Source organism: Arthrobacter sp. 92 (genome assembly GCF_050260325.1).
GTDB lineage: Bacteria > Actinomycetota > Actinomycetes > Actinomycetales > Micrococcaceae > Arthrobacter.
In genome coordinates this window covers 3,304,213-3,330,680 of the sequence record NZ_CP189863.1, presented here as the reverse complement: position 1 = coordinate 3,330,680, position 26,468 = coordinate 3,304,213, and the positions used below count along the sequence as shown (strand labels likewise).

The 26,468-nt window shown below is 65.3% G+C and carries 25 protein-coding genes and 1 tRNA gene; 15 read left to right on the top strand and 11 right to left on the bottom strand.

Annotation, left to right across the window (positions count from 1 at the left end; all coding sequences use genetic code 11):
• The first annotated feature begins 2 nt into the window (after positions 1-2).
• The 3 genes from dprA (at position 3) to ACP4XC_RS15445 (ending at position 2,948) form a co-directional block, all read left to right on the top strand.
• Positions 3-1,190 carry a DNA-processing protein DprA gene (gene dprA, locus ACP4XC_RS15455; RefSeq protein WP_427171163.1) on the top strand — a complete coding sequence of 396 codons (1,188 nt, stop codon included), beginning with the start codon at positions 3-5 and terminating at the stop codon, positions 1,188-1,190.
• Positions 1,191-1,250: 60 nt separating this feature from the next.
• Positions 1,251-2,177 (top strand): tyrosine recombinase XerC, encoded by a 927-nt coding sequence (locus ACP4XC_RS15450; RefSeq protein ID WP_427171161.1) that lies wholly within the window; start codon positions 1,251-1,253, stop codon positions 2,175-2,177.
• A 267-nt stretch (positions 2,178-2,444) separates the two neighbouring features.
• Positions 2,445-2,948: a DUF3145 domain-containing protein gene (locus ACP4XC_RS15445; RefSeq protein ID WP_427171159.1), complete on the top strand. Its 504-nt coding sequence runs from the start codon at positions 2,445-2,447 to the stop codon at positions 2,946-2,948.
• 111 nt (positions 2,949-3,059) lie between these two features.
• On the opposite strand, the gene fabF is transcribed toward ACP4XC_RS15445, so the two are convergent.
• From fabF to aceE, 6 genes are all read right to left on the bottom strand, one after another.
• A complete protein-coding gene (fabF, locus tag ACP4XC_RS15440; RefSeq protein ID WP_427171157.1) occupies positions 3,060-4,295 on the bottom strand; it encodes a beta-ketoacyl-ACP synthase II in 1,236 nt (411 codons plus the stop codon).
• A gap of 158 nt (positions 4,296-4,453) precedes the next feature.
• The gene (locus ACP4XC_RS15435; RefSeq protein WP_214840220.1) at positions 4,454-4,699 is read right to left on the bottom strand and encodes an acyl carrier protein; all 246 of its coding nucleotides are present in this window, start codon (positions 4,697-4,699) and stop codon (positions 4,454-4,456) included.
• Positions 4,700-4,823: 124 nt separating this feature from the next.
• Positions 4,824-5,885, bottom strand: a complete 1,062-nt coding sequence (locus ACP4XC_RS15430; protein ID WP_427171155.1) for a beta-ketoacyl-ACP synthase III — start codon at positions 5,883-5,885, stop codon at positions 4,824-4,826.
• Positions 5,882-6,811 carry an ACP S-malonyltransferase gene (locus ACP4XC_RS15425; RefSeq protein ID WP_427171153.1) on the bottom strand — a complete coding sequence of 310 codons (930 nt, stop codon included), beginning with the start codon at positions 6,809-6,811 and terminating at the stop codon, positions 5,882-5,884. The genes ACP4XC_RS15430 and ACP4XC_RS15425 overlap by 4 nt, the downstream gene beginning before the upstream one ends.
• A gap of 87 nt (positions 6,812-6,898) precedes the next feature.
• Positions 6,899-8,143 (bottom strand): PucR family transcriptional regulator, encoded by a 1,245-nt coding sequence (locus ACP4XC_RS15420; RefSeq protein ID WP_427171151.1) that lies wholly within the window; start codon positions 8,141-8,143, stop codon positions 6,899-6,901.
• A 184-nt stretch (positions 8,144-8,327) separates the two neighbouring features.
• Positions 8,328-11,096, bottom strand: a complete 2,769-nt coding sequence (gene aceE / locus ACP4XC_RS15415) for a pyruvate dehydrogenase (acetyl-transferring), homodimeric type (RefSeq protein WP_427171149.1) — start codon at positions 11,094-11,096, stop codon at positions 8,328-8,330.
• 400 nt (positions 11,097-11,496) lie between these two features.
• On the opposite strand from aceE, the gene ACP4XC_RS15410 reads away from it, so the two are divergent.
• From ACP4XC_RS15410 to ACP4XC_RS15380, 7 genes are all read left to right on the top strand, one after another.
• Positions 11,497-11,916, top strand: coding sequence for a DUF3052 domain-containing protein (locus ACP4XC_RS15410; protein WP_427171147.1), 420 nt, complete (start codon positions 11,497-11,499; stop codon positions 11,914-11,916).
• Complete coding sequence (locus ACP4XC_RS15405) at positions 11,913-12,416, top strand: peroxiredoxin (protein ID WP_427171145.1); 504 nt, start codon at positions 11,913-11,915, stop codon at positions 12,414-12,416. The genes ACP4XC_RS15410 and ACP4XC_RS15405 overlap by 4 nt, the downstream gene beginning before the upstream one ends.
• 4 nt (positions 12,417-12,420) lie before the next feature.
• Positions 12,421-13,341: an NAD-dependent protein deacetylase gene (locus tag ACP4XC_RS15400; protein WP_427171143.1), complete on the top strand. Its 921-nt coding sequence runs from the start codon at positions 12,421-12,423 to the stop codon at positions 13,339-13,341.
• Between the two features lie 113 nt (positions 13,342-13,454).
• A tRNA-Val gene (locus tag ACP4XC_RS15395) sits at positions 13,455-13,530 on the top strand.
• A 95-nt stretch (positions 13,531-13,625) separates the two neighbouring features.
• Positions 13,626-13,916 carry a hypothetical protein gene (locus ACP4XC_RS15390; RefSeq protein WP_427171141.1) on the top strand — a complete coding sequence of 97 codons (291 nt, stop codon included), beginning with the start codon at positions 13,626-13,628 and terminating at the stop codon, positions 13,914-13,916.
• Between the two features lie 321 nt (positions 13,917-14,237).
• Positions 14,238-15,035 (top strand): IclR family transcriptional regulator, encoded by a 798-nt coding sequence (locus tag ACP4XC_RS15385; RefSeq protein WP_427171139.1) that lies wholly within the window; start codon positions 14,238-14,240, stop codon positions 15,033-15,035.
• A 163-nt stretch (positions 15,036-15,198) separates the two neighbouring features.
• Positions 15,199-16,554, top strand: coding sequence for an MFS transporter (locus ACP4XC_RS15380; RefSeq protein WP_427171137.1), 1,356 nt, complete (start codon positions 15,199-15,201; stop codon positions 16,552-16,554).
• Between the two features lie 216 nt (positions 16,555-16,770).
• Here ACP4XC_RS15380 and ACP4XC_RS15375 read toward each other — a convergent pair whose 3' ends face one another.
• Together ACP4XC_RS15375 and ACP4XC_RS15370 are read right to left on the bottom strand one after the other, a co-directional pair.
• A complete protein-coding gene (locus ACP4XC_RS15375; RefSeq protein ID WP_427171135.1) occupies positions 16,771-17,283 on the bottom strand; it encodes a hypothetical protein in 513 nt (170 codons plus the stop codon).
• Between the two features lie 277 nt (positions 17,284-17,560).
• Positions 17,561-18,628: a D-2-hydroxyacid dehydrogenase gene (locus ACP4XC_RS15370; RefSeq protein WP_427171133.1), complete on the bottom strand. Its 1,068-nt coding sequence runs from the start codon at positions 18,626-18,628 to the stop codon at positions 17,561-17,563.
• 73 nt (positions 18,629-18,701) lie between these two features.
• On the opposite strand from ACP4XC_RS15370, the gene ACP4XC_RS15365 reads away from it, so the two are divergent.
• From ACP4XC_RS15365 to ACP4XC_RS15355, 3 genes are read left to right on the top strand one after another with little or no spacing between them, the layout of a single operon-like run.
• Positions 18,702-19,619 carry an NAD(P)-dependent oxidoreductase gene (locus ACP4XC_RS15365; RefSeq protein WP_427171131.1) on the top strand — a complete coding sequence of 306 codons (918 nt, stop codon included), beginning with the start codon at positions 18,702-18,704 and terminating at the stop codon, positions 19,617-19,619.
• A gap of 14 nt (positions 19,620-19,633) precedes the next feature.
• Entirely contained in the window at positions 19,634-20,404 is a 771-nt protein-coding gene (locus tag ACP4XC_RS15360; RefSeq protein WP_427171129.1) for an SDR family oxidoreductase, read from the top strand.
• Complete coding sequence (locus tag ACP4XC_RS15355) at positions 20,404-21,486, top strand: L-idonate 5-dehydrogenase (protein WP_427171127.1); 1,083 nt, start codon at positions 20,404-20,406, stop codon at positions 21,484-21,486. Before ACP4XC_RS15360 ends, ACP4XC_RS15355 begins: the two co-directional genes overlap by 1 nt.
• A gap of 12 nt (positions 21,487-21,498) precedes the next feature.
• Here the strand turns inward: ACP4XC_RS15355 and ACP4XC_RS15350 are convergent, their stop codons facing one another.
• Positions 21,499-22,227 (bottom strand): FadR/GntR family transcriptional regulator, encoded by a 729-nt coding sequence (locus ACP4XC_RS15350; protein WP_427171125.1) that lies wholly within the window; start codon positions 22,225-22,227, stop codon positions 21,499-21,501.
• A gap of 293 nt (positions 22,228-22,520) precedes the next feature.
• Here ACP4XC_RS15350 and gndA point away from each other — a divergent pair, with 293 nt between their 5' ends.
• Both gndA and ACP4XC_RS15340 read left to right on the top strand, forming a co-directional pair.
• Complete coding sequence (gndA, locus tag ACP4XC_RS15345; RefSeq protein WP_427171123.1) at positions 22,521-23,957, top strand: NADP-dependent phosphogluconate dehydrogenase; 1,437 nt, start codon at positions 22,521-22,523, stop codon at positions 23,955-23,957.
• 105 nt (positions 23,958-24,062) lie between these two features.
• Positions 24,063-24,896, top strand: a complete 834-nt coding sequence (locus ACP4XC_RS15340; protein WP_427171121.1) for an oxidoreductase — start codon at positions 24,063-24,065, stop codon at positions 24,894-24,896.
• On the opposite strand, the gene epsC is transcribed toward ACP4XC_RS15340, so the two are convergent.
• A complete protein-coding gene (gene epsC / locus ACP4XC_RS15335; protein ID WP_427171119.1) occupies positions 24,893-25,477 on the bottom strand; it encodes a serine O-acetyltransferase EpsC in 585 nt (194 codons plus the stop codon). The two genes, ACP4XC_RS15340 and epsC, sit on opposite strands and share 4 nt — an antisense overlap.
• Positions 25,478-25,518: 41 nt before the next feature.
• Complete coding sequence (cysK, locus tag ACP4XC_RS15330) at positions 25,519-26,454, bottom strand: cysteine synthase A (RefSeq protein WP_427171118.1); 936 nt, start codon at positions 26,452-26,454, stop codon at positions 25,519-25,521.
• Between the last annotated feature and the right edge of the window lie 14 nt (positions 26,455-26,468).

Sequence of the window (26,468 nt, the reverse complement as noted above, 5' to 3'; positions counted from 1 at the left end):
CCATGATCGAACACGAAAGAACGGCGCGGGCGGCCCTCTCCCGTCTGATGGAACCGCAGGACGCGGCGGGGCTGGCCCTTGTGCGGGTGGCCGGGGCCGTGGATGCCCTCCGGATCGCCACGGGCCAGCTGACGTGCGGGCCACGGCTCGAACAGGACCTCACCGCGGTCCTGGCTGAAAACGGCGGCGGCAGCTCATGGCAGGGGCTGGGCGCAGCGCTGAGACGGTGGGCTCCCCGTGTCCCGGACCTTGCCCCGGACAGGGACATGGCCACCATCCAGCGCCTCGGCGGCAGGGTGATCATCCCCTTCGATCCGCTGTGGCCCGATCAGTTGACCGATCTTGGCCTCCACGAACCGGTGTGCCTCTGGTGGCGGGGGATTGAGCAGGAGCTGCCTCCGGCGGTCAAATCCATAGCCCTGGTTGGTTCCAGGGACAGCACCAGCTATGGAGGAGCTGTGACCGGTGATTTCGCCTATTCACTGGCGCAGAAGGGGTTCACCGTTGTCTCCGGGGGCGCCTACGGCATAGACGCCCACGCGCACCGTGCCGCGCTGGCCGGCGCAGTGTCCGGGATTCCCACCATCGCGGTCATGGCAGGGGGCGTGGACCGTTTCTACCCCTCGGGCAACGAGGACCTGCTCAGGGCCGTCGCCAACCAGGGTGCCGTGCTGGCGGAAGTGCCACCCGGCTCGGCGCCCACGAGGTACCGGTTTCTGCAGCGGAACCGCCTCATCGCCGCCCTGGCCGCAGTCACCGTGGTGGTGGAGGCGCGATGGAGGTCAGGTGCGCTGAACACGGCCCACCACGCTGAAACTCTCGGCCGGCAGGTGGGCGCCGTTCCCGGCTCCATCCATAGCGCGAATTCTGCCGGATGCCATCGGCTCATACGTGAGGGCGGGGCCGTCTGCGTGACCGACCCCGGGGAAATTGCCGAGCTGGCCTCACCCAGCGGGGAGTCGCTGGCGGAGGCCGGCCCGGGCCACTCCGCGGAGCACGACGGGCTGACGCTTGAAGACCTGATCCTCCTCGATGCCCTTCCACTGCGGACCACCAGTTCGGTCGAAAAACTGACGTCCGTGGCGGGGTTGAGCGTGGACTCCGTGCGGGCAGGGCTTGGGCGGCTTGGGCTGCTGGGGCTCGCCGAATCCCAGAGGGGAGGATGGAAGCGCTCCAAGGCGGCCGGCTGAGTAGTTGCGGCACGCGGCCGCGTTGCTTGATCGTGCGGGGATTGCTGGGAGAGTGGGGGTGTGGTTACCCCAGATCTTCCGGCGCCGCTGGCCAGGGCCGGGCACGACTTCGGCCGTTACCTTGAGGGTGAGCGGGCCCGGTCCGCCCATACCGTGCGCGCCTACCTCTCCGACATCGAAAGTCTTCTGGCTTATGCCGCGGCGGATGGTGCCACGGACCTCCGGGACATCGAACTTGCCACCCTGCGTCGATGGCTCGGCGGCCAGAGCGAGGCGGGGATGTCCCGCTCCACCCTGGCGCGCCGGGCCGCCACCGCCAGGTCCTTTACCGCATGGGCCTTGCGTGAGGAGCTCCTGGACGTCGATCCAGCCTTACGGCTCAAGGCGCCGAAGCGCGGTCAATCCTTGCCGGGCGTCCTGCACCAGCAGCAGGTGCTGCGGCTCCTTGGCGACCTGGAGGCAGCAGCGGCCGGCGGTGAACCGCTCGCTCTGCGCAACCGCGCCATGGTGGAGCTTCTGTACGCCACCGGGGTACGGGTGGGCGAGCTCTCCGGCATGGATGTGGACGATCTCGATCCCGACCGCAGGACGCTCAGGGTGATCGGCAAGGGGAACAAGGAGCGCACTGTCCCGTATGGCCTGCCGGCGGCGCTCGCCGTGGACGACTGGCTGCGCCGCGGCCGCCCGGGGGTGGCCACCGGATTCAGCGGACCCGCGCTGTTCCTCGGTGCCAGGGGCAAGAGGGTGGATCAGAGACAGGTCCGCAGTGTGGTTAGGGACCTTTTGGAGGCACTGGGTGATACCGCCGCCACCGGGCCCCACGCCCTCCGTCATTCGGCTGCCACCCATCTTCTCGACGGCGGAGCCGACCTCAGGGCAGTGCAGGAAATCCTGGGCCATAGCAGCCTCGCAACCACGCAGATTTACACCCATGTCTCCGTCGACCGGCTGAGGCAGAGTTATCAGCAAGCCCACCCACGGGCTTAGGACCCCGCCGTTGCCAGGCGCGAAAATCGCCCATGAACGGCGCGCCGAATTGCACTGGCGTAATTAGGCGGGGTACGGCAGAATAAGAACCACGCCCGGCAACTTTCAAGTTGTGCTTGAACCTCCAAGGAATGAGGTCTCAAGGTTCACCGGGCATTAATTTCATAGTTTGGCAGGGACCACCGGCATCATGCGGGCCCGGCGCGACAGACAAACATCCAGGCAGAGGTCGTTGGGGAAGACGTACCTACAGCTATGGAGGATGGAATGTCTGTTGCAATGACCCGCGGTGTGTTGTTCGTTCACTCGGCCCCGACCGCCCTTTGCCCCCACGTTGAGTGGGCCATTGGGTCGGTCGTGGACAAGCGCACGGACCTGGAGTGGACTCCGCAGCCTGCCGCGCCCGGAATGTTTCGTTCCGAGCTGTCGTGGACTGGGAGCCAGGGGACCGGTGCCCAGTTGGCCTCGGCCCTGCGTGGCTGGGCCCATCTCCGCTACGAGGTGACCGAGGAGCCAAGTCAGGGTGTTGACGGCGGCCGCTGGTCGCACACGCCTGAATTGGGGATCTTCCACGCGGTGACCGACGTGCACGGAAACATCATGGTGTCCGAAGACCGGATCCGCTATGCCTACGAATCCGGGGCCGGGGATCCGTCTGCTGTCTATCACGAACTGTCCCTGGCGCTGGGGGAGGCCTGGGACGAAGAACTCGAGCCGTTCCGCCACGCGGCTGAGGGCGCGCCCGTACGGTGGCTGCACCAGGTAGGCTAGCCTGCCGCAACTAGCATCCTCCAGGCAGTGCCCCGGAATTAACAGCATGAGGCCCCTGCCGGACGGCAGGGGCCTCATGCTGTTGTCGCACTCAATGCGCGCTGCGAAGCTCTAGATGCTGCGGACAGCGATCACGGCGTTGTGTCCACCGAAGCCGAACGAGTTGCTGAGGGCAACAATGCTGCCGGAGGGCAGGTCGCGGGCGGTGGTGACAATGTCCAGCGGGATCTCCGGATCCTGGTTCTCGAGGTTGATCGTGACCGGAGCCTTGCGTTCGTGGACGGCGAGCACCGTCAACACGGCCTCCACAGCCCCTGACGCGCCAAGCAGGTGGCCCATCTGGGACTTGGTGGCGGACACCGCCACGCTTTCCACGTGGCTGCCCAGGGCGGCCCGAAGGGCCGTGTACTCCGGCTTGTCACCGACCGGCGTGGAGGTGGCATGGGCGTTGACATGCACCACATCCTCGGCCTGGATGCGGCCGTCGAACAACGCGGCCTTCAGGGCGCGTGTGGCACCGAGGCCTTGGGGGTCAGGAGCGGTGATGTGGTACGCGTCAGCGGTGACGGACGTCCCGGCGAGCTCGGCGTAGATTCTGGCCCCACGGGCCAACGCGTGCTCCTCGGCTTCGAGAACCAGTGCACCGGCGCCTTCCCCCATGACGAAACCGTCGCGGTCCCGGTCATAGGGACGTGAGGCCCGCTCGGGGTCGTCGTTGCGGCGGGAGAGAGCCTGCATCGAGGCGAAGGCCGCGATCGGCATGGGGTGGATTGCCGCTTCGGCGCCACCACAGACAACAACGTCCGCCTTGCCGGAACGGATCAGGTCCAGTCCCAAATGCATGGCCTCGGTGCCGGAAGCGCAGGCGGAGACAGGGGTGTGGGCGCCGGCGCGGGCGCCGAGGTCCAGGCTGACGGCAGCGGCAACTCCGTTGGGCATCAGCATCGGAACGGTCATCGGCAGAACACGCCGCGGGCCCTTTTCCTTCAGGGTGTCCCAGGCGTCCAGAAGCGTCCAGACGCCGCCGATTCCGGTGGCGAACGCCACGGCAAGGCGGTCGTGGTCAACTTCGGTGATGCCCGAATCCGCCCATGCCTCGCGGGCGGCAACGACGCCGAACTGTGTGGAGGGATCCATGCGCTTGGCTTCCACACGGCTCAGGACCTCGAGGGCGGGGGTGGAGGCGCGGGCGGCGAAATGTACCGGCAGCTCGTACTTGGCCACCCAGTCATCCTCCAGCGTGCGCGCACCTGAGACGCCCTTCAGCGCGTTCTTCCACATCGTGGGGACATCGCCGCCAATGGGCGTGGTGGCACCCAGTCCGGTAATGACTACTTTGCGTGCCATGGGATCACTCTCTGTAGGTGCGCATGCCGTGGCCGGCGATTCCGGGCCGGTGGCTGCGTGGGAAACTTGAGGTCTATCAACGGTGGGCCGGTCCGTGGCGCTGCGTCAGCGCCACGGACCGTACAACCGGGTTCAGCCGTTGCCGGCAGGAGCCAGGATCAGGCCTGTGCGTTGGAGATGAAGCTGACGGCGTCGCCGACGGTCTTGAGGTTCTTGACCTCTTCGTCCGGGATGCGAACGCCGAACTTCTCTTCAGCGTTGACCACGATGGTCATCATGGAAATGGAGTCGATGTCCAGGTCCTCGGTGAAGGACTTGTCCAGCTCGACTGCTTCGGTGGCGAGGCCGGTCTCTTCGTTCACGATTTCGGCCAGGCCGGCCAGGATCTCTTCGTTGCTAGCCATTGATGGCTCCTTTTCTTGTTATATTGCCGGCAGTGTCTGCCGGAAATGAGTCAAACCGAGAATACGGCTTGGTTCGCGAATCCGTGCTGTTCAGAACGCATTCAGTTGTGGGTAAAGGCTGCGGCTACGGGAGCACGATGACCTGGGCGCCGAACACCAGTCCGGCTCCGAAGCCGATCTGCAGGGCCAGACCGCCACTGAGCTCAGGGTTTTCCTGAAGCAGGCGGTGGGTGGCCAGCGGGATCGACGCGGCCGAGGTGTTGCCGGCCTCGGCGATGTCCCGCGCCACTTTGACCGTGTCCGGAAGCTTGAGCTTCTTGACCATCTCATCGATGATCCTCATGTTGGCCTGGTGGGGCACAAAAGCGACGAGGTCCTCGGCGCTCACGCCGGCAACATCGAGTGCCTGCTGCGCCACCTTGGCCATCTCCCAGACGGCCCAGCGGAAGACGGTCTGTCCGTCCTGGCGGAGCGTAGGCCAGATGGCGGTGTCCGTCACGGCAGCCTCTTCGGCGCTGAGCGAACCGGTCTTATTGGCTGCCAGCGCCAGTTCACGGACGTCAAGGAGCGAGTGGGTCATGCCGATGGCATCCCACTTACTGCCATCGGAACCCCAGACCGAGGGCCCGATGCCGGGAGTGTCCGATGGGCCAATAACCACCGCGCCGGCGCCGTCGCCGAGCAGGAACGAAATGGTGCGCTCGGTGTTGTCGATGACATCGGAGAGCTTCTCGGCGCCGACCACCAGGACGTAGTCAGCGGCGCCGGAGCGGACCAGGGCGTCGCCCTGCGCAATGCCGTAGCAGTAGCCGGCGCACGCTGCCGAGATGTCGAAGGCGGGTGCGGGGGTGGCCCCGATGCGGTCGGCAAGGCTGGCTGCCGCGGAGGGCGTCGCGTACGGGTGGGTGACGGTGGAGACGATGACGGCGCCCAGTTGGGAAGCCTCGATGCCTGCCTTTGCCAGGGCCTCGCGCGCCGCTCCTTCGGCCATGTCAATGACGCTGACTTCGGCGGGGGCCCGGTGGCGGGTCACAATGCCGGTGCGCTGGCGGATCCATTCATCCGAGGAATCGATCCATTGACAAACGTCGTCGTTGGTGACGATGACGTCCGGGCGGTAGGCACCCACGGCAAGGATGCGGGTGTGTTCGCGCATCGGCGTCTGCTTAAGTGTGGGAACGCTCATGCCTGTCCCTCCAGTTCTGCGAATAGTGCAAGGGCTGCGGAGAGATCGTCGGGAGTCTTGACGGCCACCGTCTTGACTCCGGGCATGCCGCGTTTGGCCAGCCCGGCCAAGGTTCCTGCCGGTGCGAGTTCGATGACGCCGGTCACCCCTCGCTGAACGAGCGTTTCCATGCAGAGATCCCAGCGGACAGGCCGGGACACCTGGGCGATGAGGCTGTCCACCACGGCGGCCCCGTCGAAGACTTCCTGGCCATCGTAGTTGGAGAGGAGGGGGACCTGGGCCTTGTTCGGGCGGAGCGAGGGCTTGAGCGCCTCCAGGGTCGCCACGGCAGGGGACATGTGCGACGTGTGGAACGCGCCGGCCACCTTGAGCGGAATCACACGCGCCTTCGCGGGCGGATTGTCCGCCAGGGCCTTGAGCTGGTCAAACGTGCCGGCGGCAACCGTTTGTCCGGCGCCGTTGACGTTGGCCGGCGTCGCTCCGGAGGCCTCAATGGCTGCCAGCACCTCGGCAGGGTCTCCACCCACAACCGCGCTCATCCCGGTGGGAGTGACCGCCGCGGCCGCGGCCATGCTGTTGGCGCGTTCCCGCACGAACGTCATGGCTTCAGCTTCGGTCAGCACCCCGGCGAGGGCAGCCGCGGTGATTTCACCCACCGAGTGTCCGGCCAGAATCACGGGGAGCGAGCTGATCTCGACGTCGAACAGTGACTTTGCCGCCACGAGCCCGGCCGCGACGATCAGCGGCTGCGCCACCGCAGTGTCCTTGATGGTGTCCTCATCCGACGTAGTGCCATGTGCGGTGAGGTCGATGCCTGCAATTTCGCTCAGGGAGGCCAAATGGCCTGCTACGGAAGGCAGTTCCAGCCAAGGGGCCAGAAAACCAGGGGTCTGGGAGCCCTGTCCAGGGCATAGGATTGCAAGCACGTATCCAGCTTTCCAAATTACCGCGTGAATCTTGGTGTATTGATACACCAAGCTCACTGGGTCAGTTTGTAGGAAGTCTACAACGGTTCAGTTGTTGTTCCGCGTAGGTTGACGTTCGGTGGGGGCCTTCGGCGGAACCGAAAGACGGCCAACCACCAGCGCTGCCTGAAGCACAAACGCCTCCCGCGGCAGCAGCGGATCCCAGCCTGTGACGTCACAAACCCGCTTCAGCCGGTAACGGACCGTGTTGGCGTGGACGAAGAGCTCCCGCGCAGTGGCCTCCAGTGAGTGCCCCAGTTCCAGGTACGTTCCGAGGGTTTCGACCAGCCCGTTTGAAGCCGCCAGCAGCGGACGGTAGATGTTCTTGATGAGTGATCGCCGCGCGGCGTCGTCGCCGGAGATGACACGCTCTGGGAGGAGGTCGTCCGCGGCCACCGGCCGGGGTGCCGAGGGCCAGGCACGGGCGGCGGTGAGGCCGGCGAAGGCGGACTGGGCGGAGCTGCTTGCCTCCAGCAGGGAACCGGCCTCGGCGCCATAGACCACGGGGCCCGGCGCGAAGAGCTCGCTGAGCTTCAAGTACGCGGTTTCGCGGTCGTGAACTCCGCCAAGGATAAGGATGAGCCGGTCACCCTGAATTCCCACGAGGGCGTCCTCCGCGAACCGGCTGGCCGTGCGCCGCAGTTCGCTCACGTAGCTCGCGCTTGGTTCGGATGGTGAATTGCCCACCATGACCGTGAACCGTTCCTGGGCCTTCCAGCCCAGGGCGGCTATCCGGGAACGCAGCGCATCGGTGTTTTCGCCGCGCAGGATGGCATCGACGATCAGCGCCTCGAGCCGCGTATCCCACGATCCGCGCGATTCGGCTGCGCGGGCGTACACGTCGGCGGCGGCAAACGCCACCTCGCGCGAATAGCGGAGCACGGCTTCGCGCAATGCGGGCTGATCAGCCTCAGGGGCGATGACGGGAACCTGATCCTCCACCACCTCAACCACGATCCTGATGAGTTGGAGAGCTTTCTGCAGGCTGATGGAGCGGGTCAACTCTGTGGGCGCGGTCCCGAACACGTCGGTAAGAATCCACGACGGCGAGCTGGGGCGTTCGTACCAGGTGACAAAGGCAGCAATGCCGTTTTGCGCCACCATGCCAAGTGCCGAGCGCTCATCGGAGCTCAGCCTGCTGTACCAGGGCAGTGATTTTTCCAGCTGGCGCAGGGTGGTGGTGGACAGTTTTCCCACACTTGCCCGGAGCTCCTTCAGTGTCTGGGCTTTCTCCGGCGTCAGGGCACGCGGGCCTGCTTTGCGCTTTGCGGGAGTGGTGGTTGGCTCTGCCATGCATTGAGCATACGGTGCCCGCAGGGCAACCTCCATTTTGTGCATAGGCTACAACTCGATTTGCGCTGCATCACACACGCCGCTGAGGAGCCTTACCCGTCCGACGGGCAATTTAACGGTAGAACGACGACGGCGACCCCCACCTTGCAGGTGGAAGCCGCCGTCGAGACTCACTGCGGATACGTCAGGATTCGCCCCCGGCGTTGCCGGTGGAGCCCGCGTTCACATTGTGGAGCTTGTACTTCTCGATGGCCTGGGCCGGAGCCTGGGAATCCACCTCGCTGCGACGCGCGAGCATCTCCAGGGAACGGACCACGATTGAGTGGATGTCGTTCTTGAAGAAGCGGCGTGCCGCGGCGCGGGTGTCGGAGAAGCCGAAGCCGTCCGCGCCGAGGGAGGCGAACTCGTTCGGGAGGAACTGGCGGATCTGGTCCGGAACGGCCTTCATGTAGTCCGAGACCGCCACGATGGGTCCGGTTGCCCCGGCGAGCTGTTCGGTGACGAACGGTACCCGTGCGGGTTTCCCCGGGTTCAGGAACGCGTCCTCTTCGGCTGCCATCGCGTCGCGGCGCAGTTCGTTCCAGGATGTGACGGACCAGACGTCCGCGGAGACGCCCCAGTCCTCGGCCAGGATCCGCTGGGCTTCCAGGGCCCAGGGAACGGAGACGCCCGAGGCCAGGATCTGCGTGCGTGGGCCGTCGATCCTGGCCGGCGCGAGCAGGTAGATTCCCTTGATCACTCCCTCAACATCGAGCTCGTCCGGTTCGGCGGGCTGGGTGATGGGCTCGTTGTAGACCGTGATGTAGTACATCAGGTTCCGGTTGGTGGAGTCCGGTCCGTACATGCGCTCGATGCCGTCGCGGACGATGTGGCCCATTTCGTAGCCGAACGCGGGGTCGTAGGTGACCACGGCGGGGTTGGTGGAGGCCAGGAGCGGGGAGTGGCCGTCCGCGTGCTGGAGTCCTTCGCCGGTGAGGGTGGTCCGGCCCGCGGTGGCGCCGATGATGAACCCGCGGGTCATCTGGTCGCCCGCGGCCCAGAAGGAGTCCCCGGTGCGCTGGAAGCCGAACATGGAGTAGAACACGTAGACCGGGATCAGCGGCACGCCGTGGGTGGCGTAGGCGGTGCCGGCGGCGGTGAAGGCCGCCACGGCGCCGGCTTCGTTGATGCCCGGGTGGATCAGCTGCCCGGCGGGGGATTCCTTGTAGGCCAGGACCAGGTCCCGGTCCACGGAGAGGTAGTTCTGTCCCTTGGGGTTGTAGATCTTGGCGGTGGGGAAGAACGCGTCCATGCCGAAGGTGCGGGCCTCATCGGGGATGATCGGGACAATGTGCTTGCCGAACTCCTTGTCGCGCATGAGTTCCTTCAGCAGCCGGACGAAGGCCATGGTGGTCGCGGCCTGCTGCTTGCCGGAGCCGCGCTTGGCGACCTCGTACGTTTTTGCCTCCGGAAGGGCGACGTCGGCGTGCTTGGAGCGGCGCTCGGGCACGGACCCGCCCAGGGCGGCACGGCGTTCCATCATGTACTTGATTTCCGGGGCGTCCGTGCCGGGGTGGAAGTACGGCGGGGCGTACAGGTCCCCCTCGAGCTGGTCGTCCGTGACGGGGATGCGCAGGTGGTCCCGGAACGACTTGAGGTCGTCGAGGGTGAGTTTTTTCATCTGGTGGGTGGCGTTGCGGCCTTCGAAGTGGGGCCCGAGTCCGTAGCCCTTGACCGTTTTGGCCAGGATCACGGTGGGTTTGCCCTTGAACTCGGTGGCGGCCTTGTACGCGGCGTAGACCTTGCGGTAGTCGTGGCCGCCGCGCTTGAGGTTCCAGATCTGGTCATCGGTGAGGTCCGCGACCATTTCCTTGGTCTGCGGGGTTTTCCCGAAGAAGTGCTCACGGACGAACCCGCCGGACTCGGCCTTGTAGGTCTGGTAGTCCCCGTCCGGGGTTTCGTTCATGATCTTCACCAGGGACCCGTCCGAGTCCCTGGCCAGCAGCTCATCCCATTCCCGGCCCCAGACGACCTTGATCACGTTCCAGCCCGCGCCGCGGAAGAACGCCTCGAGTTCCTGCATGATCTTGCCGTTGCCGCGCACCGGCCCGTCCAGGCGCTGGAGGTTGCAGTTGATGACGAAGTTCAGGTTATCCAGGTTCTCGTTCGCGGCGAGCTGGAGCAGGCCGCGGGACTCGGGCTCGTCCATTTCCCCGTCGCCCAGGAACGCCCAGACCTGCTGGTCGGAGGTGTCTTTCAGGCCCCGGTTGTGCAGGTACCGGTTGGACTGGGCCTGGTAGATCGCGTTCATCGGCCCGATGCCCATGGACACGGTGGGGAATTCCCAGAACTCCGGCATCAGGCGCGGGTGCGGGTAGGAGGAGAGGGCGTGGCCCTCCTTGGATTTTTCCTGCCGGAACCCGTCCAGGTCCTCCTCGGTCAGCCGGCCCTCCATGTAGGCCCGGGCGTACATCCCGGGGGAGGCGTGGCCCTGGAAGAAGACCTGGTCCCCGCCGCCGGGGTGGTCCTTGCCGCGGAAGAAGTGGTTGAAGCCGACCTCGTACAGGGTCGCGGCCCCGGCATAGGTGGAGATGTGCCCGCCCACCCCGATGTTCGCCCGCTGCGCCCGGTGCACCATGACCGCGGCGTTCCAGCGCATGTAGGCCCGGTAGCGGCGCTCGTAGTCCTCGTTCCCGGGGAACGGCGCTTCCTGGTCCACCGGGATGGTGTTCACATAATCCGTGGTGGTGACCATCGGGACCCCGACGCTCTGGGCGCCGGCACGCTGCAGGAGACTGCGCATGATGTACTGGGCCCGTTCGGTGCCCTGTTCCCTGATCAGCGTGTCCAGGGACTCAATCCATTCGGCGGTCTCTTCCGGATCACGATCAGGCAGCTGGTTAGTCAACCCGCTGAGGATATGGGAGGTATCTTCTCCTGCAGCCACGTCCAACCTCTCTTTGCGCGCATGCATCGGCACCCTCAGGTCCGGCAGGGTAACTGCCTGGCGTGAACGCGTCGTGTGCGACGTATCGGTTACATCAGCCCGGTCATGTGCGCCGGGCAGGGTCCTATCTCGTCTATGACCGCATGTAAAACCAGGGCGGTCGCCCCGCAGGCATAGTCGTCAACAGCCACTCTAGCCGTGAGAACCAGCTGATGCGTAGCCGCCCCTTGATGCTCCGGTCGTATTTGACGGTCATACTGGTTGTGTGACCGAACCCCGCCTGCCGGAGGGATGTCACGGCAGCGCATGTGACGCAGAATAAGTGGGATCGCGGTGCCCCCAGCTTGAAGAGCAGACACAAAGGGTGTTGGCTTGTAGTAATGGAAATCACTAGATTTATGAAGATGACTAAGCATTGGAGGAACACGTGAGCGAGGCCGACGCCGCCACTTCGGTAAATGTGGCGGAAAAATTGGGTTTCAAAAACGGGGATCTGATTCAGGAGTTCGGTTACGACGATGACGTCGACTTCGACTTACGTGACGATATTGAAGACCTCACGGGCTCGGAACTCCTTGATGAAGACGACCACGACGTAGTCGATGCGGTCATCTTCTGGTGGCGGGACGGCGACGGAGACCTTGTTGACACGCTCGTCGATTCCTTGACCACCCTGACCGAAGGAGGGGTGGTCTGGGTCCTGAGTCCCAAGTCCGGACGGCCGGGATATGTTTCCCCCTCGGATATCCAGGACGCCGCCCCAACGGCCGGACTCCACTGCACCACCTCCGTGGGTGTCTCCAGGGACTGGAGCGCCACCCGCTTGGTTACCAGGAAGAACAAGTGACGCCGCAGCACGTTCAAACTGCTGTCGAGGCAACGCACGTTCCCGCGGTCGGCCGTATCGCCCCGGACTTCGAACTGACTAACCAGTACGGAGAACCCGTCCGTTTGTCGGCGCTGAGGGGCCGCAACGTCGTCGTCGTTTTCTATCCGTTCGCCTTCTCGGGAATCTGCACGGGGGAGCTGTGCGAGATACGGGACAACCTCTCGCTGTTCGAGGATTCGAACGCGACGGTGGTGGGTATTTCAGTCGACAGCAAGTTCACACTCCGCGCTTACGCCGAAAAAGAGGGCTATGCGTTTGATCTGCTGGCTGACTTCTGGCCCCATGGAGCCGTCGCCGAGCAGTACGGGGTGTTTGACCGGGGGAGCGGAATGGCGCAACGGGGAACTTTCATCATCGACGCGGACGGGATCATCCGCCATGTCGTGGTGAATCCGAGGGGCCAGGCACGCGACCTCGCCGAATATCGGACTGCTCTGGCGGGACTTGGCGGGAGTTAGCTCGATGAGGCAGCGGCGCCCCGGTATTGGCATGACTGGGTTTGCCAGCCTGCCACCGGTGCGCGGCGCGGAACCCGACCCGGACGAACTGCAGGTCCTCGGGTCCATCCGTGATGTGTTGGCGGGAAGCCGGTTTGCCCTGCTCACCGGGGCCGGGCTGAGCACCGACTCCGGCATCCCCGACTACCGGGGACCCGGCGCGGCACCGAGGGCACCGATGACTTATCAGGAGTTCATTGGCAGTTCCGAGAACCGGCAGCGGTATTGGGCCCGAAACCATATTGGCTGGTCCCATCTGCGCCGTGCCGACCCCAACGACGGCCACGCGGCAGTGGCGCAGTTGGAACAACGGGGCCTGCTGACCGGCCTCATCACCCAGAACGTGGACCGGCTGCATGAGGATGCCGGCAGCGTTAACGTGGTGGATCTTCACGGCCGTTTCGATCAGGTTCTCTGCCTGGCCTGCGGCCGGCGCTTCAGCCGCACGCTGCTGGCAGGCGTTTTGGAGGAACTGAATCCCGATTTCCTCGAACGGGCCCTGGTGGCCGGGGTGGTGGAGATGGCTCCCGACGCCGACGCCACCGTTGAGGACTCGCACCTCATCGGCAGCTTTGTGGTGGCCCACTGCCCCGCGTGCGGCGGAACGCTCAAGCCGGATTTTGTGTATTTTGGCGAGAACGTTCCGAAAGACCGGGTGGAGCGCTCCTACGCGATGGTTGATGCGGCAGCGGCCCTGGTTGTTGCGGGATCCTCACTAACGGTGATGAGCGGCCTTCGTTTCGTCCGCCATGCGGCGAAGCAGGAGAAGCCGGTGGTCATTATTAACCGCGGCACCACACGGGGTGACGATCTTGCCACCATCAAGCTTGAGGCCGGTGTGAGCGAAGCCCTCACCTGGCTGGCGGCCGAACTGCCCGCCCTGTGACCCCGGAGGGATAGGAGCCCGCCTGCGGGCGGCGCCGATTGGCGTTCGGCCGTTCCGATCGGGTACAGTTGCTGTTCGTTGGTTGAAGCGCTGAGACGCTCAAGCGACGGTTTGGGTCTTTAGCTCAGCTGGTAGAGCGCCACGTTTACACCGTGGATGTCATCGGTTCGATCCCGGTAGGACCCACCAGCCAAAGCCCCGCCGTTCAAGGAATTTTCTTGGAGCGGCGGGGTTTTTTGATGCGCTCCGGTCTTATTGTCGGGGCCCCCTCTTAGCCTGTCTCCATGGAACACATCATGCTCAGGCTCGCGCCTGACGGGACGCCACAGGCCGTCATCCGAGGAGGCCGTGAATGGAATATCGGTGCGGAGCCCGTCCGCTGGTTTGAACGCGTCAGCTGGTGGGAGGATGAGCGCCGGATGCCCAAGGGCCTGGGCCGGGTGGACGTGGAGGTCTGGCAGGTGCAGGTCAGGCTGGGAAGGAACAGCCGTTCAGCTTTGACCACCATGGAACTGGTCAGGGATGGACAAGGTGGCGGGTGGAAGCTCCGGGAAGCCATCGCAGATGCCGCCTGACGGCTCTTGCTGGAGCTGGGGGAACGAACGGAAATTGGAAAAGCCCTCCACCGCGGCTATTGGGGGATGCCGCGGTGGAGGGCTTGAAATGAATATACAGTGAAATTTCGGAAATGTGAAACAAATCCGGCTCTCGGCCGGTGCCTCGTCCCCGGAGTCATGACTGCAACGGAGCGGGCGATTCGCGCTTTCCCCGCCGCGCTCCCGGGGGCGGCGGGTAAACATGCACTTCCACACATTATGATGGTTAGTGTTCAGCCGACTGAACAACTTTTGAGTGTATGGCGCTGGTGACACAGGCGCGAGATCTGAAGGAGAATCATGGCCGATTCCCGAGTTTCCCGAACTTCCGATGGGCTGGGGAGTGCCTCTCCTGCGCCGGCCGTAACCCGCGCGGCGGCTGTGTTGGAGGCGCTGGCAGCCTCTGCCACCGGCAGGTTGACCCTGAGCGATCTGTCGAGGGAGCTGGGCATCCCTAAATCCTCCACCTCGAATCTCTTGCTTGCACTGGAGGAAGCCCGGCTCATCAACCGGCAGGGCGCCGAGTTCACGCTTGGACGCAAGCTCGTGGAGCTCGGGGCCGCCTATCTGAGCCGGCTGGACGAGGTGCAGGAGTTCTACAGGTTCTGCGAGCAGGCGCCCACACTCTCCGGCGAAACCGTCCGCATAGCCATGCTGGACGGCGCCAACGTCATTTACCTGGCGCGCTACGAAGGCCACCCTGCAGTCCGGCTGACATCCAACATCGGGGACAAGATGCCGGTGTCCCTCTGCGCGGTGGGCAAGGCGCTTCTTGCACGGCTGCATGACCATGACGTGGATGAAATGTTTCCTGACGGCGCAGAGCTCCCGGTCCTGACCCCGAAGTCACTGCGAACAGGCGCCGCGCTCAAGGCGCAGCTGGCCGAGATCCGCGAGCAGGGCTTCGCGTTTGAGGACGAGGAATCCACCACCGGGGTTGTGTGCCTTGCCGTGGCCGTGCCAACCCGGGGAGCCCACGGGCCCAGCCTGGGGTTGTCCGTGACCGCGCTCAAGGCCACCTACTCCGAAGAGCAGGGCGCGCTCATGGTGAAGGAGCTTAAGGAACTGGCCAGGTCGCTTGGTAATCCGATGGGCTGAATGGGCCGGGCTGCGTCCAGGGGCAATCGGCCCGCGATTTAAATCCGATAACATCATTGGCGATTGGTTCATGATGTTGTACGCTGTTCAACATAGTGATCGACGCCACGGGTGACGTCACTATCCCGCCAGACCAACGGGGGTCTGGAGTGTTCTCAAGGGAGTGCTTGTGACAACTCGTACTGAATCATCACTGACTGAAGCGGACGACGTCCTCGTCGAACCGGAACAGCTGCGGAGGGCAACTCTCGCCAGTTCCGTGGGCTCCGCGCTGGAGTATTACGACTTTTACATTTATGGCCTGGCCTCGGCCTTGATCTTCGGCCCGCTGTTCTTCAAGCCCCTCGGCGAGGACGGCGCACTTATCGCCTCCTTCGCCACGTACGGGGTGGGTTTCGCTGCCCGGCCGTTTGGTGGAGTGATCTTCGGCCACATCGGCGACAAGTTCGGCCGCAAGTCCGTTCTTATCCTGACCATCGGCCTGATGGGGACGGCCAGCTTCGCTATTGGCCTGCTGCCCACCTTCGAACAGGCCGGCATGCTCGGCGCCGTCCTGCTGGTGACCCTCAGGATCATCCAGGGGCTGGGTGCCGGAGCGGAGCAGGCGGGCGCCACCACCCTGATTTCCGAAGTGGCGCCGCGCCGCCGCCGGGGCTTCTTCGCCTCCTTGCCCTTTGTTGGAATCCAGCTGGGCACCCTGCTTGGCGCCGGAACGTTCGCCCTGGTCGCCCTTGCGGACAAGGCCGTCCTTGAGGGCTGGCTGTGGCGGGTGCCTTTCCTGGCAAGCGTGATCCTGATCGCCGTGGCCATCTTCATCCGCCTCCGCCTGAAGGAGACGCCGGTTTTCCAGGAGCTCGAGAAGCACAAGAACGTTGTCAAGAATCCGATTGGCCAGCTGTGGAAGCACTCCAAGAAGAACGTCCTCATCGGCATCGGGCTGCGCATGGGGGAAAACGGCAACTCCTCGATCTACTCGGCGCTCCTGGTCGCCTTCCTGTCAGCCAAGGACGGCATCTTCCCCGGTGATAAGTTCATCGGGCCGGTTGGCCTGCTCATCGCCGCCGGCTTCGCCGCCGTAATGGTGGTGACGTTCGGGGCATTGTCCGACAGGTTCGGCCGGGTTCCTGTCTACCGTTATGGCGCGCTGTTTCAGGCCGCCATCGCCCTGCCCGCGTTCTACCTTGTGACCCTGGGCAATGTGACACTCGTGTGGGTCGTGATGGTGGTGGGCGTCGCCCTGGGCGTCCAGTCCATGCTCGGCCCCCAGTGCCCGCTGCTGCCTGAACTTTTCGGCTCGCAGTACCGCTTCACCGGCGTGGCCATGAGTCGTGAACTGTCGGCCGTGCTTGCAGGCGGACTCGTGCCGCTGGTGGGTGCCGCGCTCCTCGCGGCCACCGGCTATTCCTGGCTTGTGCTGGCCATCTACTCCCTGGTGCTCGCCCTGATCTCCTTTGGAACCACGTTCTTCACGCCGGAGACCGTGGGGCGGGACCTTCGCCTCACCGAGGATGCCAGCTAGGCACCCTCCTCACCCTGCATCTGCCGCCAGCCCGTGGCCCCTTCCAGTTCCGGAAAGGGGCCACGGGCGTGTGTGTTCCGCCTGACACCGTGGCTGGATTGCGGGCTAGCAACTTGGCGCACCGGGCCGTCCCGTCCGCATGAGAATTTCCAGGCTACTTGTAAACGTGGCCCTGTGGAACTTCCGCCCGCGCGCTACCTCGGCGACGTGCGTGCCTCAGTGAGCGGCGGCCAGCAGAGGCGCAAGGGCTGCTGTCAGCTCGGCGGCGGCCGGCCGGAGGATGCATCCGGTCTCCCGTGCACGGGCCGAATGGCCGGCTTGGAGGTCGGCATCGATCAAGGCGGCCACGAGTTCGAGCCTGCAGGCGCCGGCCATGGAGGCCGACCAGGAAAGGCTTTGCGCGGCGAGGGAGGCACTCTGCCAGTCCCCGGCAGTCAGGGCGCGTTCCACATTGTCGATCCGGTAGGGGAGCATGAGCAGGAAGGAGCTGACGAAATCGTTGAACCGCCAGGAATGTGCCGTTCCCGCATTCCCCTCAAGACGGCTGCGTTCCAGGACGGGCGCGCCGCTGATGCGGTCCCGGTACTTGCGGGGCCCCTGTTCGGCTGGGGGGACTTCCCGGAAATTCTCCGGGCTGCGCCCGACCGGGGTGCGCCCGGCCGGGCCGGGTGCGGCGTCTGGCGCCGGAAGGAATCGAAGCTTCCTCGCGGCTGATTTTGCGAGACCCATGATGTGTTCTCCTTCACCCGGCGGGCCGCCCGGCCACAGTGACCCCGGCCGCCACCTAAGTGGTCCGGCCGGGAGAAGGCGATGCCTGGGATTGGCTGCAGCCTTCCCGGCCGGTTGCGATGACACCACTCTAGGGAGGAAGCCCGGCGGAAAACGCGAGTATTCGCTACTTGAATACTCACGCGATACCACCCGTCTCATTGGCCTCCTACGCAACGGGGCACGGCTATGGTTCCCACAGCCGTGCCCCGTTGCGTAGCTCCCCTCCCGGCAGGTCCTAGTAGAAGTGCACCGTGTCCACGAGGTGGGGGAGTTGGCCGCCGTCGAGGTGTGTCCGCAGGTTGCTGCAGAAGCGTTCGGCGATCAGCCTGTTCTCGGCGGCGCTGAGGGCCGAGGTGTGCGGGGAAACCGTCACTTTGGGGTGGTTCCACAGGGGGCTGTCCTGCGGGAGCGGCTCCACGGCAAACACATCGAGGCAGGCATATGAGACCTGACCGTTGTCGAGCGCTTCCAGGAGCGCCTCCTCGTCCACCACCGTGCCGCGGCCCACGTTGACGAAGACCGTTCCGGGTTTCATGGCGGCGAAGACTTCGCGGTTGAAGAGCTTCTCGGTGAAGGGGGTGCCGGGGAGCGTATTTACCACAGCGTCCGCCTTGGCAAGCAGCTCCGGGAGGCCGGCGTTATCGGCCACTTCGGCGATTCCGTCGATAGGCTCCACGGACCTCTTGGTGCCGCTGACGCTCATTCCCAAAGCCTTGGCGAGCCGTGCCGTCTCCAGCCCGATTTCGCCCAGGCCGGTTACGACCAGGCGGGAGCCGCTAACCAGGCGGGTTGGTGTGCGGAGCTCGGGCCAGATCCCGGCGGCCTGGTCCTGTGCCATTTCCGCCGTGCGTTTGAAGCCGTTCAGGATGCCGAGCGCGGCAAATTCCGCGAGCGGCAGGGCATGGACCCCTGCGGAGGTGGTGACCTTGAACTTCCCCAGCGTCGCTGCGTCCAGCCCGGATGCCTTTACGGCGCCGCCGGCACCGGCCGCCATGGCGTGGATCCATTCCAGGTGGGGATTGCTCCGGGCGATCCTCGCAAGGCCCGCCGGGCTTTCGTTCGGGAAACCATAGAGGATCTGGGCCTTGTTCAGCATCGCCCAGTAACGTTCCTCCTGCTCCGGGGTGCGGCGGAAGTCGGGATCTCCGGAATGGTCCGCGGGATAACGCTCGGGGGGAAGCAGTTCGGGGTCATACAGCACGGTTACGGACGGATCTACTGCGCGGATGCGGTCCACGAGCTCTGCTTCGAGCGGAACGGCGATCGCGACTGTGGTTTCAGCTGAGGTCATGCTGTTCATCATACTGAATGGAGGCTAGGATATTGAACAGATTTCGCGGAGTTGCTTAGGATCAATCACGAGGAAGTGGGTCAGTATGACAGCGGAGCGTAAGAGTGCGGGCTTTGTAGGCCTGGGGCTCATGGGGGCGCCGATGGCAGCCAACCTGCTCGCCGGCGGCTGGAAAGTTGACGCCTGGAACCGTTCGCCGGGGGCATTGGCGGAATTCGCGGAGTTGGGCGGCGGCCGCGTCGATGAGGTGGCGGACCTGCGGGACCACGCCGCCATTATTTTTATGCTGCCCGATCTGTCCTTCATTGAGGAAGCCGCGGCGGGGCTCCTGGCCATGTGGTCGGCCAAGGCGCCCACTGCCGGCACCGCCGTCGTGGTTATGAGCAGCGTCTCGCCGGAGGGCATCCGTAAATTCGGTCAGCGGGTCTCCGCAGCGAGCGGCGGAAATGCCGTGGTGGTGGATGCTCCAGTGAGCGGGGGCACCCAAGGGGCGCGGGATGGCACGCTGGCCATCATGACCGGCGCGGCCGAGGCGGACTTCGACCGGCTCCTGCCGCTCCTGAGCACCATGGGGACCACTGTTCGCCGGATGGGGCCGCTGGGTTCGGGGTCCCTCGCCAAAGCCTGTAACCAACTGATCGTGGGAACAACGACGGCGGCACTCGCCGAGGCCGCCGAGCTCGCTGAACGCTCCGGCATGGATGTCGCCGCCCTCTATGAGGTCCTGTCGGGCGGTCTTGCGGGCAGCAGGGTGCTCGAGGTTGTGGGGCCGCGACTCGCGGCAAGAAATTACCACCCCACCGGGCCGGCAAAGTTCATGCAGAAGGACCTTACCTTCGTCCTCGACAGCGCCGCCGCCGTGGGGGCCGCGGTACCCATGGCGAGGGCCGGCGTCGAACTTTACGCTGAACTCACGCGGCAGGGACTCGGTGACCAGGACCTCGCCGTCGTCCGGCAAGCGATCTCGAACATCAGTGACAACATCCACGCCGGAACTAAGTGAGGAATCAACGAACCATGAGTGCACTTTTTGACCTGACAGGCCGGGTCGCCCTGGTGACCGGATCGAGCCGGGGAATCGGCAATGCGCTGGCCCGGGCGCTGGCGGACGCTGGCGCCACCGTGGTGCTCAACGGCATCAACGCCGAACGGCTGAAGAGCGCCGAAGCCGCGATGGCGGCCGAGTACGCACCGGGCCGGATCCACAGTTGCGCGTTTGATGTCACCAAAGACACCGACGCTGCCCGTGGCGTGGCCTGGGTGGAGGAGAATGTGGGGCCGCTGGAGATCCTGGTGAACAACGCCGGCATCCAGCACCGTGTGCCCATGCTTGAGCTGGACGTCAGCGATTGGGAACGGGTGATTTCCACGGACCTGACCAGCGCGTTCCTGGTGGGCCGGGAGGCGGCCCGGCACATGATTCCCCGGGGGCACGGCAAGATCATCAACATCTGCTCGGTCCAGACAGACCTGGCGCGGCCCACCATCGCCCCGTACGTGGCGGCCAAGGGCGGGCTGCGGAACCTGACCCGGGCCATGACGGCGGAGTGGGCGGGCTCGGGGTTGCAGATCAACGGCATCGCCCCGGGTTACATCCACACCGAAATGACGCAGAACCTGGTGGATGACGAGGACTTCAACGCCTGGATCCTGAACCGCACCCCGGCGCACCGGTGGGGGACCGTACAGGACCTGGCCGGACCGGCCGTGTGGCTGGCATCCGACGGTTCGAACTTCGTGAACGGCCAGACCATCTTCATCGACGGCGGAATGACGGTGGTGGTCTGATGGCAACGTCAACAGTGTCCATCGGCACAGCCCTTCCAGCCTCTGGTCCGGCGGTGGTGGCCTACGCCGCCGGCGACCTCCGGATCGACGACGTGCCGCTTGCAGCGCCCGCCCCGGACGAGGCCGTCATCGAAGTGGCCTACGGCGGCATTTGCGGCTCCGACCTGCATTACTGGCTCCACGGCGCTGCCGGGGAGTCCATCCTGAAGGCACCGCTGGTGCTGGGGCACGAGATTTCCGGGACCGTTGTCCGCGCCGCGGCCGACGGCGGTGGCCCTGCCGCGGGGACCGCCGTCGCGGTGCATCCGGCAACTCCGGCGCCCGGCGCGGCCCGCTTCCCTGCGGACCGGCCCAACCTCTCACCCGGGTGCACCTACCTCGGTAGCGCCGCCCGCTACCCGCACACCGACGGCGCGTTCAGCCGGTACGTGAACCTGCCGGTGCGGATGCTCCGTCCGCTGCCGGACGGCATAGACCTGCGCACGGCGGCGCTGATCGAGCCAGCATCAGTTGCCTGGCACGCGGTGGCCCGGGCCGGCAACGTCGCGGGCAAGACGGTCCTGGTCATCGGCAGCGGTCCCATTGGTGCGCTTGCTATCGCGGTCCTGAAGCGGGCCGGCGCCGGCAGAATCGTCGCCGTCGACATGCACGCCAAACCGCTGGAAATCGCCTCAGCCGTTGGCGCGGACGAGGTGCTCGCCGCGGGCGGCGCCGAGGCCATCGCGGCGGTGGAGGCCGACGTCGTCATCGAATCCTCCGGCAGCCATCACGGCCTGGCCTCGGCCATTCAGGGCGCAGCCCGAGGCGGCACCGTGGTAATGGTGGGCCTGCTGCCCACCGGGCCCCAGCCCGTGCCGATCTCACTGGCGATCACGCGTGAGCTGGAGCTGCTGGGCTCGTTCCGCTTCAATAACGAAATCGACCAGGTCATCGAGGCACTTGCCGACGGCACGCTCTTTGTGGACCCCGTGGTCACGCACGAGTTCCCGCTGGCCCGCGGGCTGGAGGCGTTTGAGGTGGCCAGGAACTCGGCCGAATCCGGAAAAGTGCTGCTGGACTTCAGCCCGGCCCGGGAGGGGTAAAGATCCTGCTGTTCAAGTGGGTGGGAGGGGGATGAAGACGCGGGGCTGGTCCCGCCAGCTGGACTCCATCTCGGTGATGGTTTCGCGCATGATGTGGCTGGAGGCTTCCCGCGCTGCGGCGCTGTCACCGGCGGCGATGGCTTCGGCGACGTCCATATGCCATTGCAGTGCGGTTTCCCTGGGGTGGTCCGGCATCAGTCCGTGGACCGTCCGGCCGGTCAGGGTCTCGGCCACCTGGCCCACGAGGTTGGCAAACATCTCATTGCCGGAGCCGGTGAGCAGGAGGGAGTGGAAATGGATATCAAGTTCCAGGAACCTGGGCACGTCGCCGGCCTGCCCGGCGTCGCGCATTGCCCGCGACACATCCACCAGCTCCCGCCTGATCTCCTCCGGCGCGTTGGCGGCGGCCAGCTCGGCAGCGACGGGTTCGACGGCGGAACGCAGCTCCGCGAGGGACCTGAGCTGGGCGCCGCGGCCCTCGCCGGCCAGCCGCCAGCGGATGACCAGGGGATCGAACGGGTTCCAGCGGCTGGCGGGAAGCACCCGGATGCCAACCCGCTTGATGGTCTCCACCAGGCCCAGCGACTGCAGCACCCGCACCGCTTCACGGACCACCGATCGTGAAACCTTCAGCTCATCCTCGAGCTGCTCGGCCAGCATTACGTGCCCGGTAGGGAGGGCGCCGCCCACGATGCGGGTTCCCAGATGTTCAATGGCACGATGGTGGAGGCTGGTTGACATAGTGGTAAGCATAATCGGGCCGGAGCACACCGCCGGCCGTGTCAGCCTGCGCCGTCCCGCAGCAACCGGCCGGAGGCGGACCCCGCGCACGGGCAGCGGGCACAGACAGCAGGTGCTGAGACAGTCCGCATCATAGACTGTTTGTGACGCGCCACCTTCCACTACGTGGGCGCAACTTTCCCGTTGTCCGGGGAAATACATATGGTTTATTGACAGCCACTGGTTCTAACAGCGCGTTCCGCAACAGTGCGGGACTGAAGGCGCACCTTGTAAAAAGATGAATTGGAGTTTTGATGTCAGCACACATCGGTGTCACCGGCCTTGCGGTGATGGGGGCCAACCTCGCCCGCAACCTTGCCCGTAACGGCTTCACCGTTGCCCTGCACAACAGGTCCGTAGAGAAGACTGACGCGCTGCTCGAGAAGCACGGCCACGAGGGCGACTTTGTGCGTACCGAAACCCTCCAGGAGCTTGTCAACTCCCTGGAAAAGCCCCGGCGTGTCCTCATCATGGTCAAGGCCGGCAAGCCCGTCGACTCCGTGATCGAGCAGCTTGAGCCGCTCCTCGAAGCGGGCGACATCATCATCGACGCCGGCAACTCGCACTACGAGGACACCCGCCGCCGTGAGGCCGCGCTGGCGAAAAAGGACCTGCACTTCGTCGGCATCGGCGTCTCCGGGGGCGAGGAAGGCGCGCTGAACGGCCCCTCCATCATGCCCGGCGGCTCCAAGGAGTCCTACGACGCACTCGGACCGCTGCTGGAAAAGATCGCGGCCCACGTCGATGGCAAGCCCTGCTGCGCCTGGATCGGCACCGACGGCGCCGGCCACTTCGTCAAGATGGTCCACAACGGCATCGAATACGCGGACATGCAGGTTATTGGCGAGGCCTTTGATCTCCTCCGCTCCGGCGCCGGCATCGAACCGGCCGAGCAGGCGAAGATCTTCGCCGAATGGAACAAGGGCGAGCTCGCCTCCTTCCTGATCGAAATCTCCGCCGAGGTCCTCGGCCACGTCGACGCGAAGACCGGCAAGCCGTTCGTCGACGTCGTGGTGGACGCGGCCGGCCAGAAGGGCACCGGACGCTGGACGGTCATCTCCGCCCTCGAGCTGGGATCCCCGACGTCGGGCATCGCCGAATCCGTCTTCGCACGGGCCCTGTCCTCCCAGGCGGAACAGCGCAAGCTGGCCCAGGAGCTGCTCGCCGGCGAGGAACTCGCCGTTGAGGTGCCGGACACCTTCGTCGAGGACGTGCGCCAGGCACTGTACGCCTCCAAGCTCGTCTCCTACGCCCAGGGCCTGGACATGCTGAGGTCCGCAGCCACGGAATACAACTGGGACCTCAAGCTGGACGAGATCGCCTCCCTGTGGCGCGGCGGCTGCATCATCCGTGCCGAACTGCTCAAGGAGATCACGAAGGCCTACGCCGCCGCTGACAAGCCCGCCAACCTGCTCTTCGCGCCGGCCTTCACCAAAGCGATCGCCGATGTCCTGCCGGCATGGCGCCGCGTGGTGTCCACTGCCGTGCAGCTGGGCATCCCGGTACCGGTGTTCTCCTCATCGCTGGCCTACTATGACGGCCTGCGCCGCAAGCGCCTGCCCGCCGCCGTGATCCAGGGCCAGCGCGACCTCTTCGGCGCCCACACCTACGGCCGCATTGATGCCGAGGGCACCTTCCACACGCTGTGGGGCGAAGACAAGTCCGAAATTGAGGCAGTGGACACCCACTAGCTTCAAAACGCTCCCGCGCTGCACAGACGGCCGGCGCTTCCCGGATACTCTGGGAGGCGCCGGCCGTCCGCGTTTCGGCCCACATCGCGTACAAGGAGTTCCCAAATGCCCCAGCCAGTAGCTTTAGTCACCGGCGCTTCCACCGGAATCGGGTTTGAAACCGCCAAGAAGCTCAGCGGGCGTGGGTTCACCGTGTACGCCGGGGCGCGCCGCGTGGAGAAGATGGAGCCGCTCAAGGCCTTCGGCGTGCGGGTGCTGGCGCTGGACGTCACCGACGAGGAGTCCATGGCCGCGGCCGTCGAAGGGATCCTGGCGGCGCACGGCCGGATCGATGTCCTGGTGAACAACGCAGGCTACGGCTCCTACGGTTCCCTGGAGGAAGTGGAACTGGCGGAGGGCCGGCGGCAGTTCGACGTCAACGTCTTCGGCCTGGCGCGCATGACCCAGCTGGTGCTTCCGGCCATGCGCGCGGCGGCGCAGGGGAGGATCATCAACGTGTCCTCCATCGGGGGCAAGATGTACGAGCCGCTCGGCGCCTGGTACCACGCCACCAAGTTCGCCGTTGAGGGACTCAGCGATTCGCTGCGGCTCGAGCTCAAGCCGCATGGAATCAAGGTCGCCATCATCGAACCGGCAGGCACCCAGACCGAATGGGGGGCCATCTCAGGGGAGAGCCTGCTGGCAACGTCCGGTCACGGTCCCTACATGGACCAGGCGAGGATCGTGGCCGCGGCCCTGGCTTCCACTGACGGCTCCGCCATGTCCACGCACCCGGAAGTCATCGCGGACGCGATCGTTCACGCGGCCACCTCTGCGCGTCCCAAGACCCGCTATCCGGTGGGCAAGGGCGCCCGGGCTATCCTGACGCTGCGCCGTCTGCTGCCCGACACGGTGTTCGACGTTGTGCTGTGGAGCATTTACAAGCGGTTTTCGCGCTAGATCCGGTACTCGATGTAGTACTCGGCCGGGTCGACGGCGGGTTTGGTCTCCCGCTGCGCGTCGCGGTGCCGCCATGTGGCCGGGACACCCGTGATGATGGACTCCGGCGGGGCGTCCTTGACGACGACGGCGTTGGCACCGACGGCGCTGTCACGTCCGATGACGATGGGGCCAAGGACCTTGGCCCCCGCCCCGATGGTGACGCGGTCCTCGATGGTGGGATGGCGCTTTACCTTGGCCAGCGAACGGCCGCCGAGGGTCACGCCGTGGTAAATCATCACGTCCTCGCCGATTTCAGCGGTTTCGCCGATCACAACGCCCATGCCGTGGTCGATGAAGAAACGCCTGCCGATGGTGGCTCCGGGGTGAATCTCGATCCCGGTCAGGAACCTGGCGAGTTGGGAAATCAGGCGCGCCGGAAAGCGGAGCGAGGGGTTTTGCCAGAGCCTGTGGGTGAGTCGGTGCGCCCAGATGGCGTGCAGGCCGGAGTAGGCGAAAAAGTTCTCAAAAGAGCCTCGAGCCGCCGGGTCGTGCGACCGGGCGGCATCGAGGTCTTCCTTCAGTCTTGCGAAGAAGCTCACAAAGACCTTTCTACAGGAAACGGAGGAGGGCCGGCTAAGACTTAGCCGCGGATGTCGTCATAGAGCACGGTGGAGATGTAACGCTCACCGAAGTCGCACACGACGGCAACAATGAGCTTACCGGCGTTCTCCGGGCGCTTGGCCAGTTCCAGGGCGGCCCAAACGTTCGCTCCGGAGGAGATGCCGCCCAGGATGCCTTCCCTGTTGCCGAGGTCACGGGCCACCCGCACGGAGTCCTCGAGAGTGGCGTCGAGGACCTCGTCATAGACATTGGTGTCCAGGATTTCCGGGATGAAGTTGGCTCCGAGCCCCTGGATCTTGTGGGGGCCGGGGGCTCCGCCGTTCAGGATCGGGGAGTCCTTGGGCTCGACGGCAATGATCTGGACCTCCGGCTTGCGTTCCTTCAGGACCTGTCCGACGCCGGTGATGGTGCCGCCCGTGCCCACGCCGGCCACGAAAATATCAACCTTGCCGTCGGTGTCCGCCCAGATTTCCTCAGCGGTGGTGGTGCGGTGGATCTCGGGGTTGGCCTCGTTGGCGAACTGCTGGGCCCAGATGGAGTTTTCCGTGTTGGCCACGATCTCCTGTGCCTTCTCAACGGCGCCACGCATGCCCTCTGAGCCCGGCGTCAGGACGATTTCCGCGCCGAAGGCACGCAGCATCACGCGGCGTTCGGTGGACATGGTCTCCGGCATGGTCAGAATGACCTTGTAGCCGCGGGCGGCGCCCACCATGGCGAGGGCAATACCCGTGTTCCCGGAGGTCCCTTCGACAATTGTTCCGCCGGGCTTCAGGGCGCCGGACTTTTCCGCTGCGTCAACGATGGCTACGCCGATACGGTCCTTGACGTTGTTGGCCGGATTGTAGAACTCAAGCTTCACTGCAACCGTGGCGTCAAGGCCTTCGGTCAGCCGGTTGAGCTTAACCAGCGGAGTGCCGCCAACCAGCTGGGTGACGTCGTCGTAGATCCGTGCCATGTATTTGTGCCTAT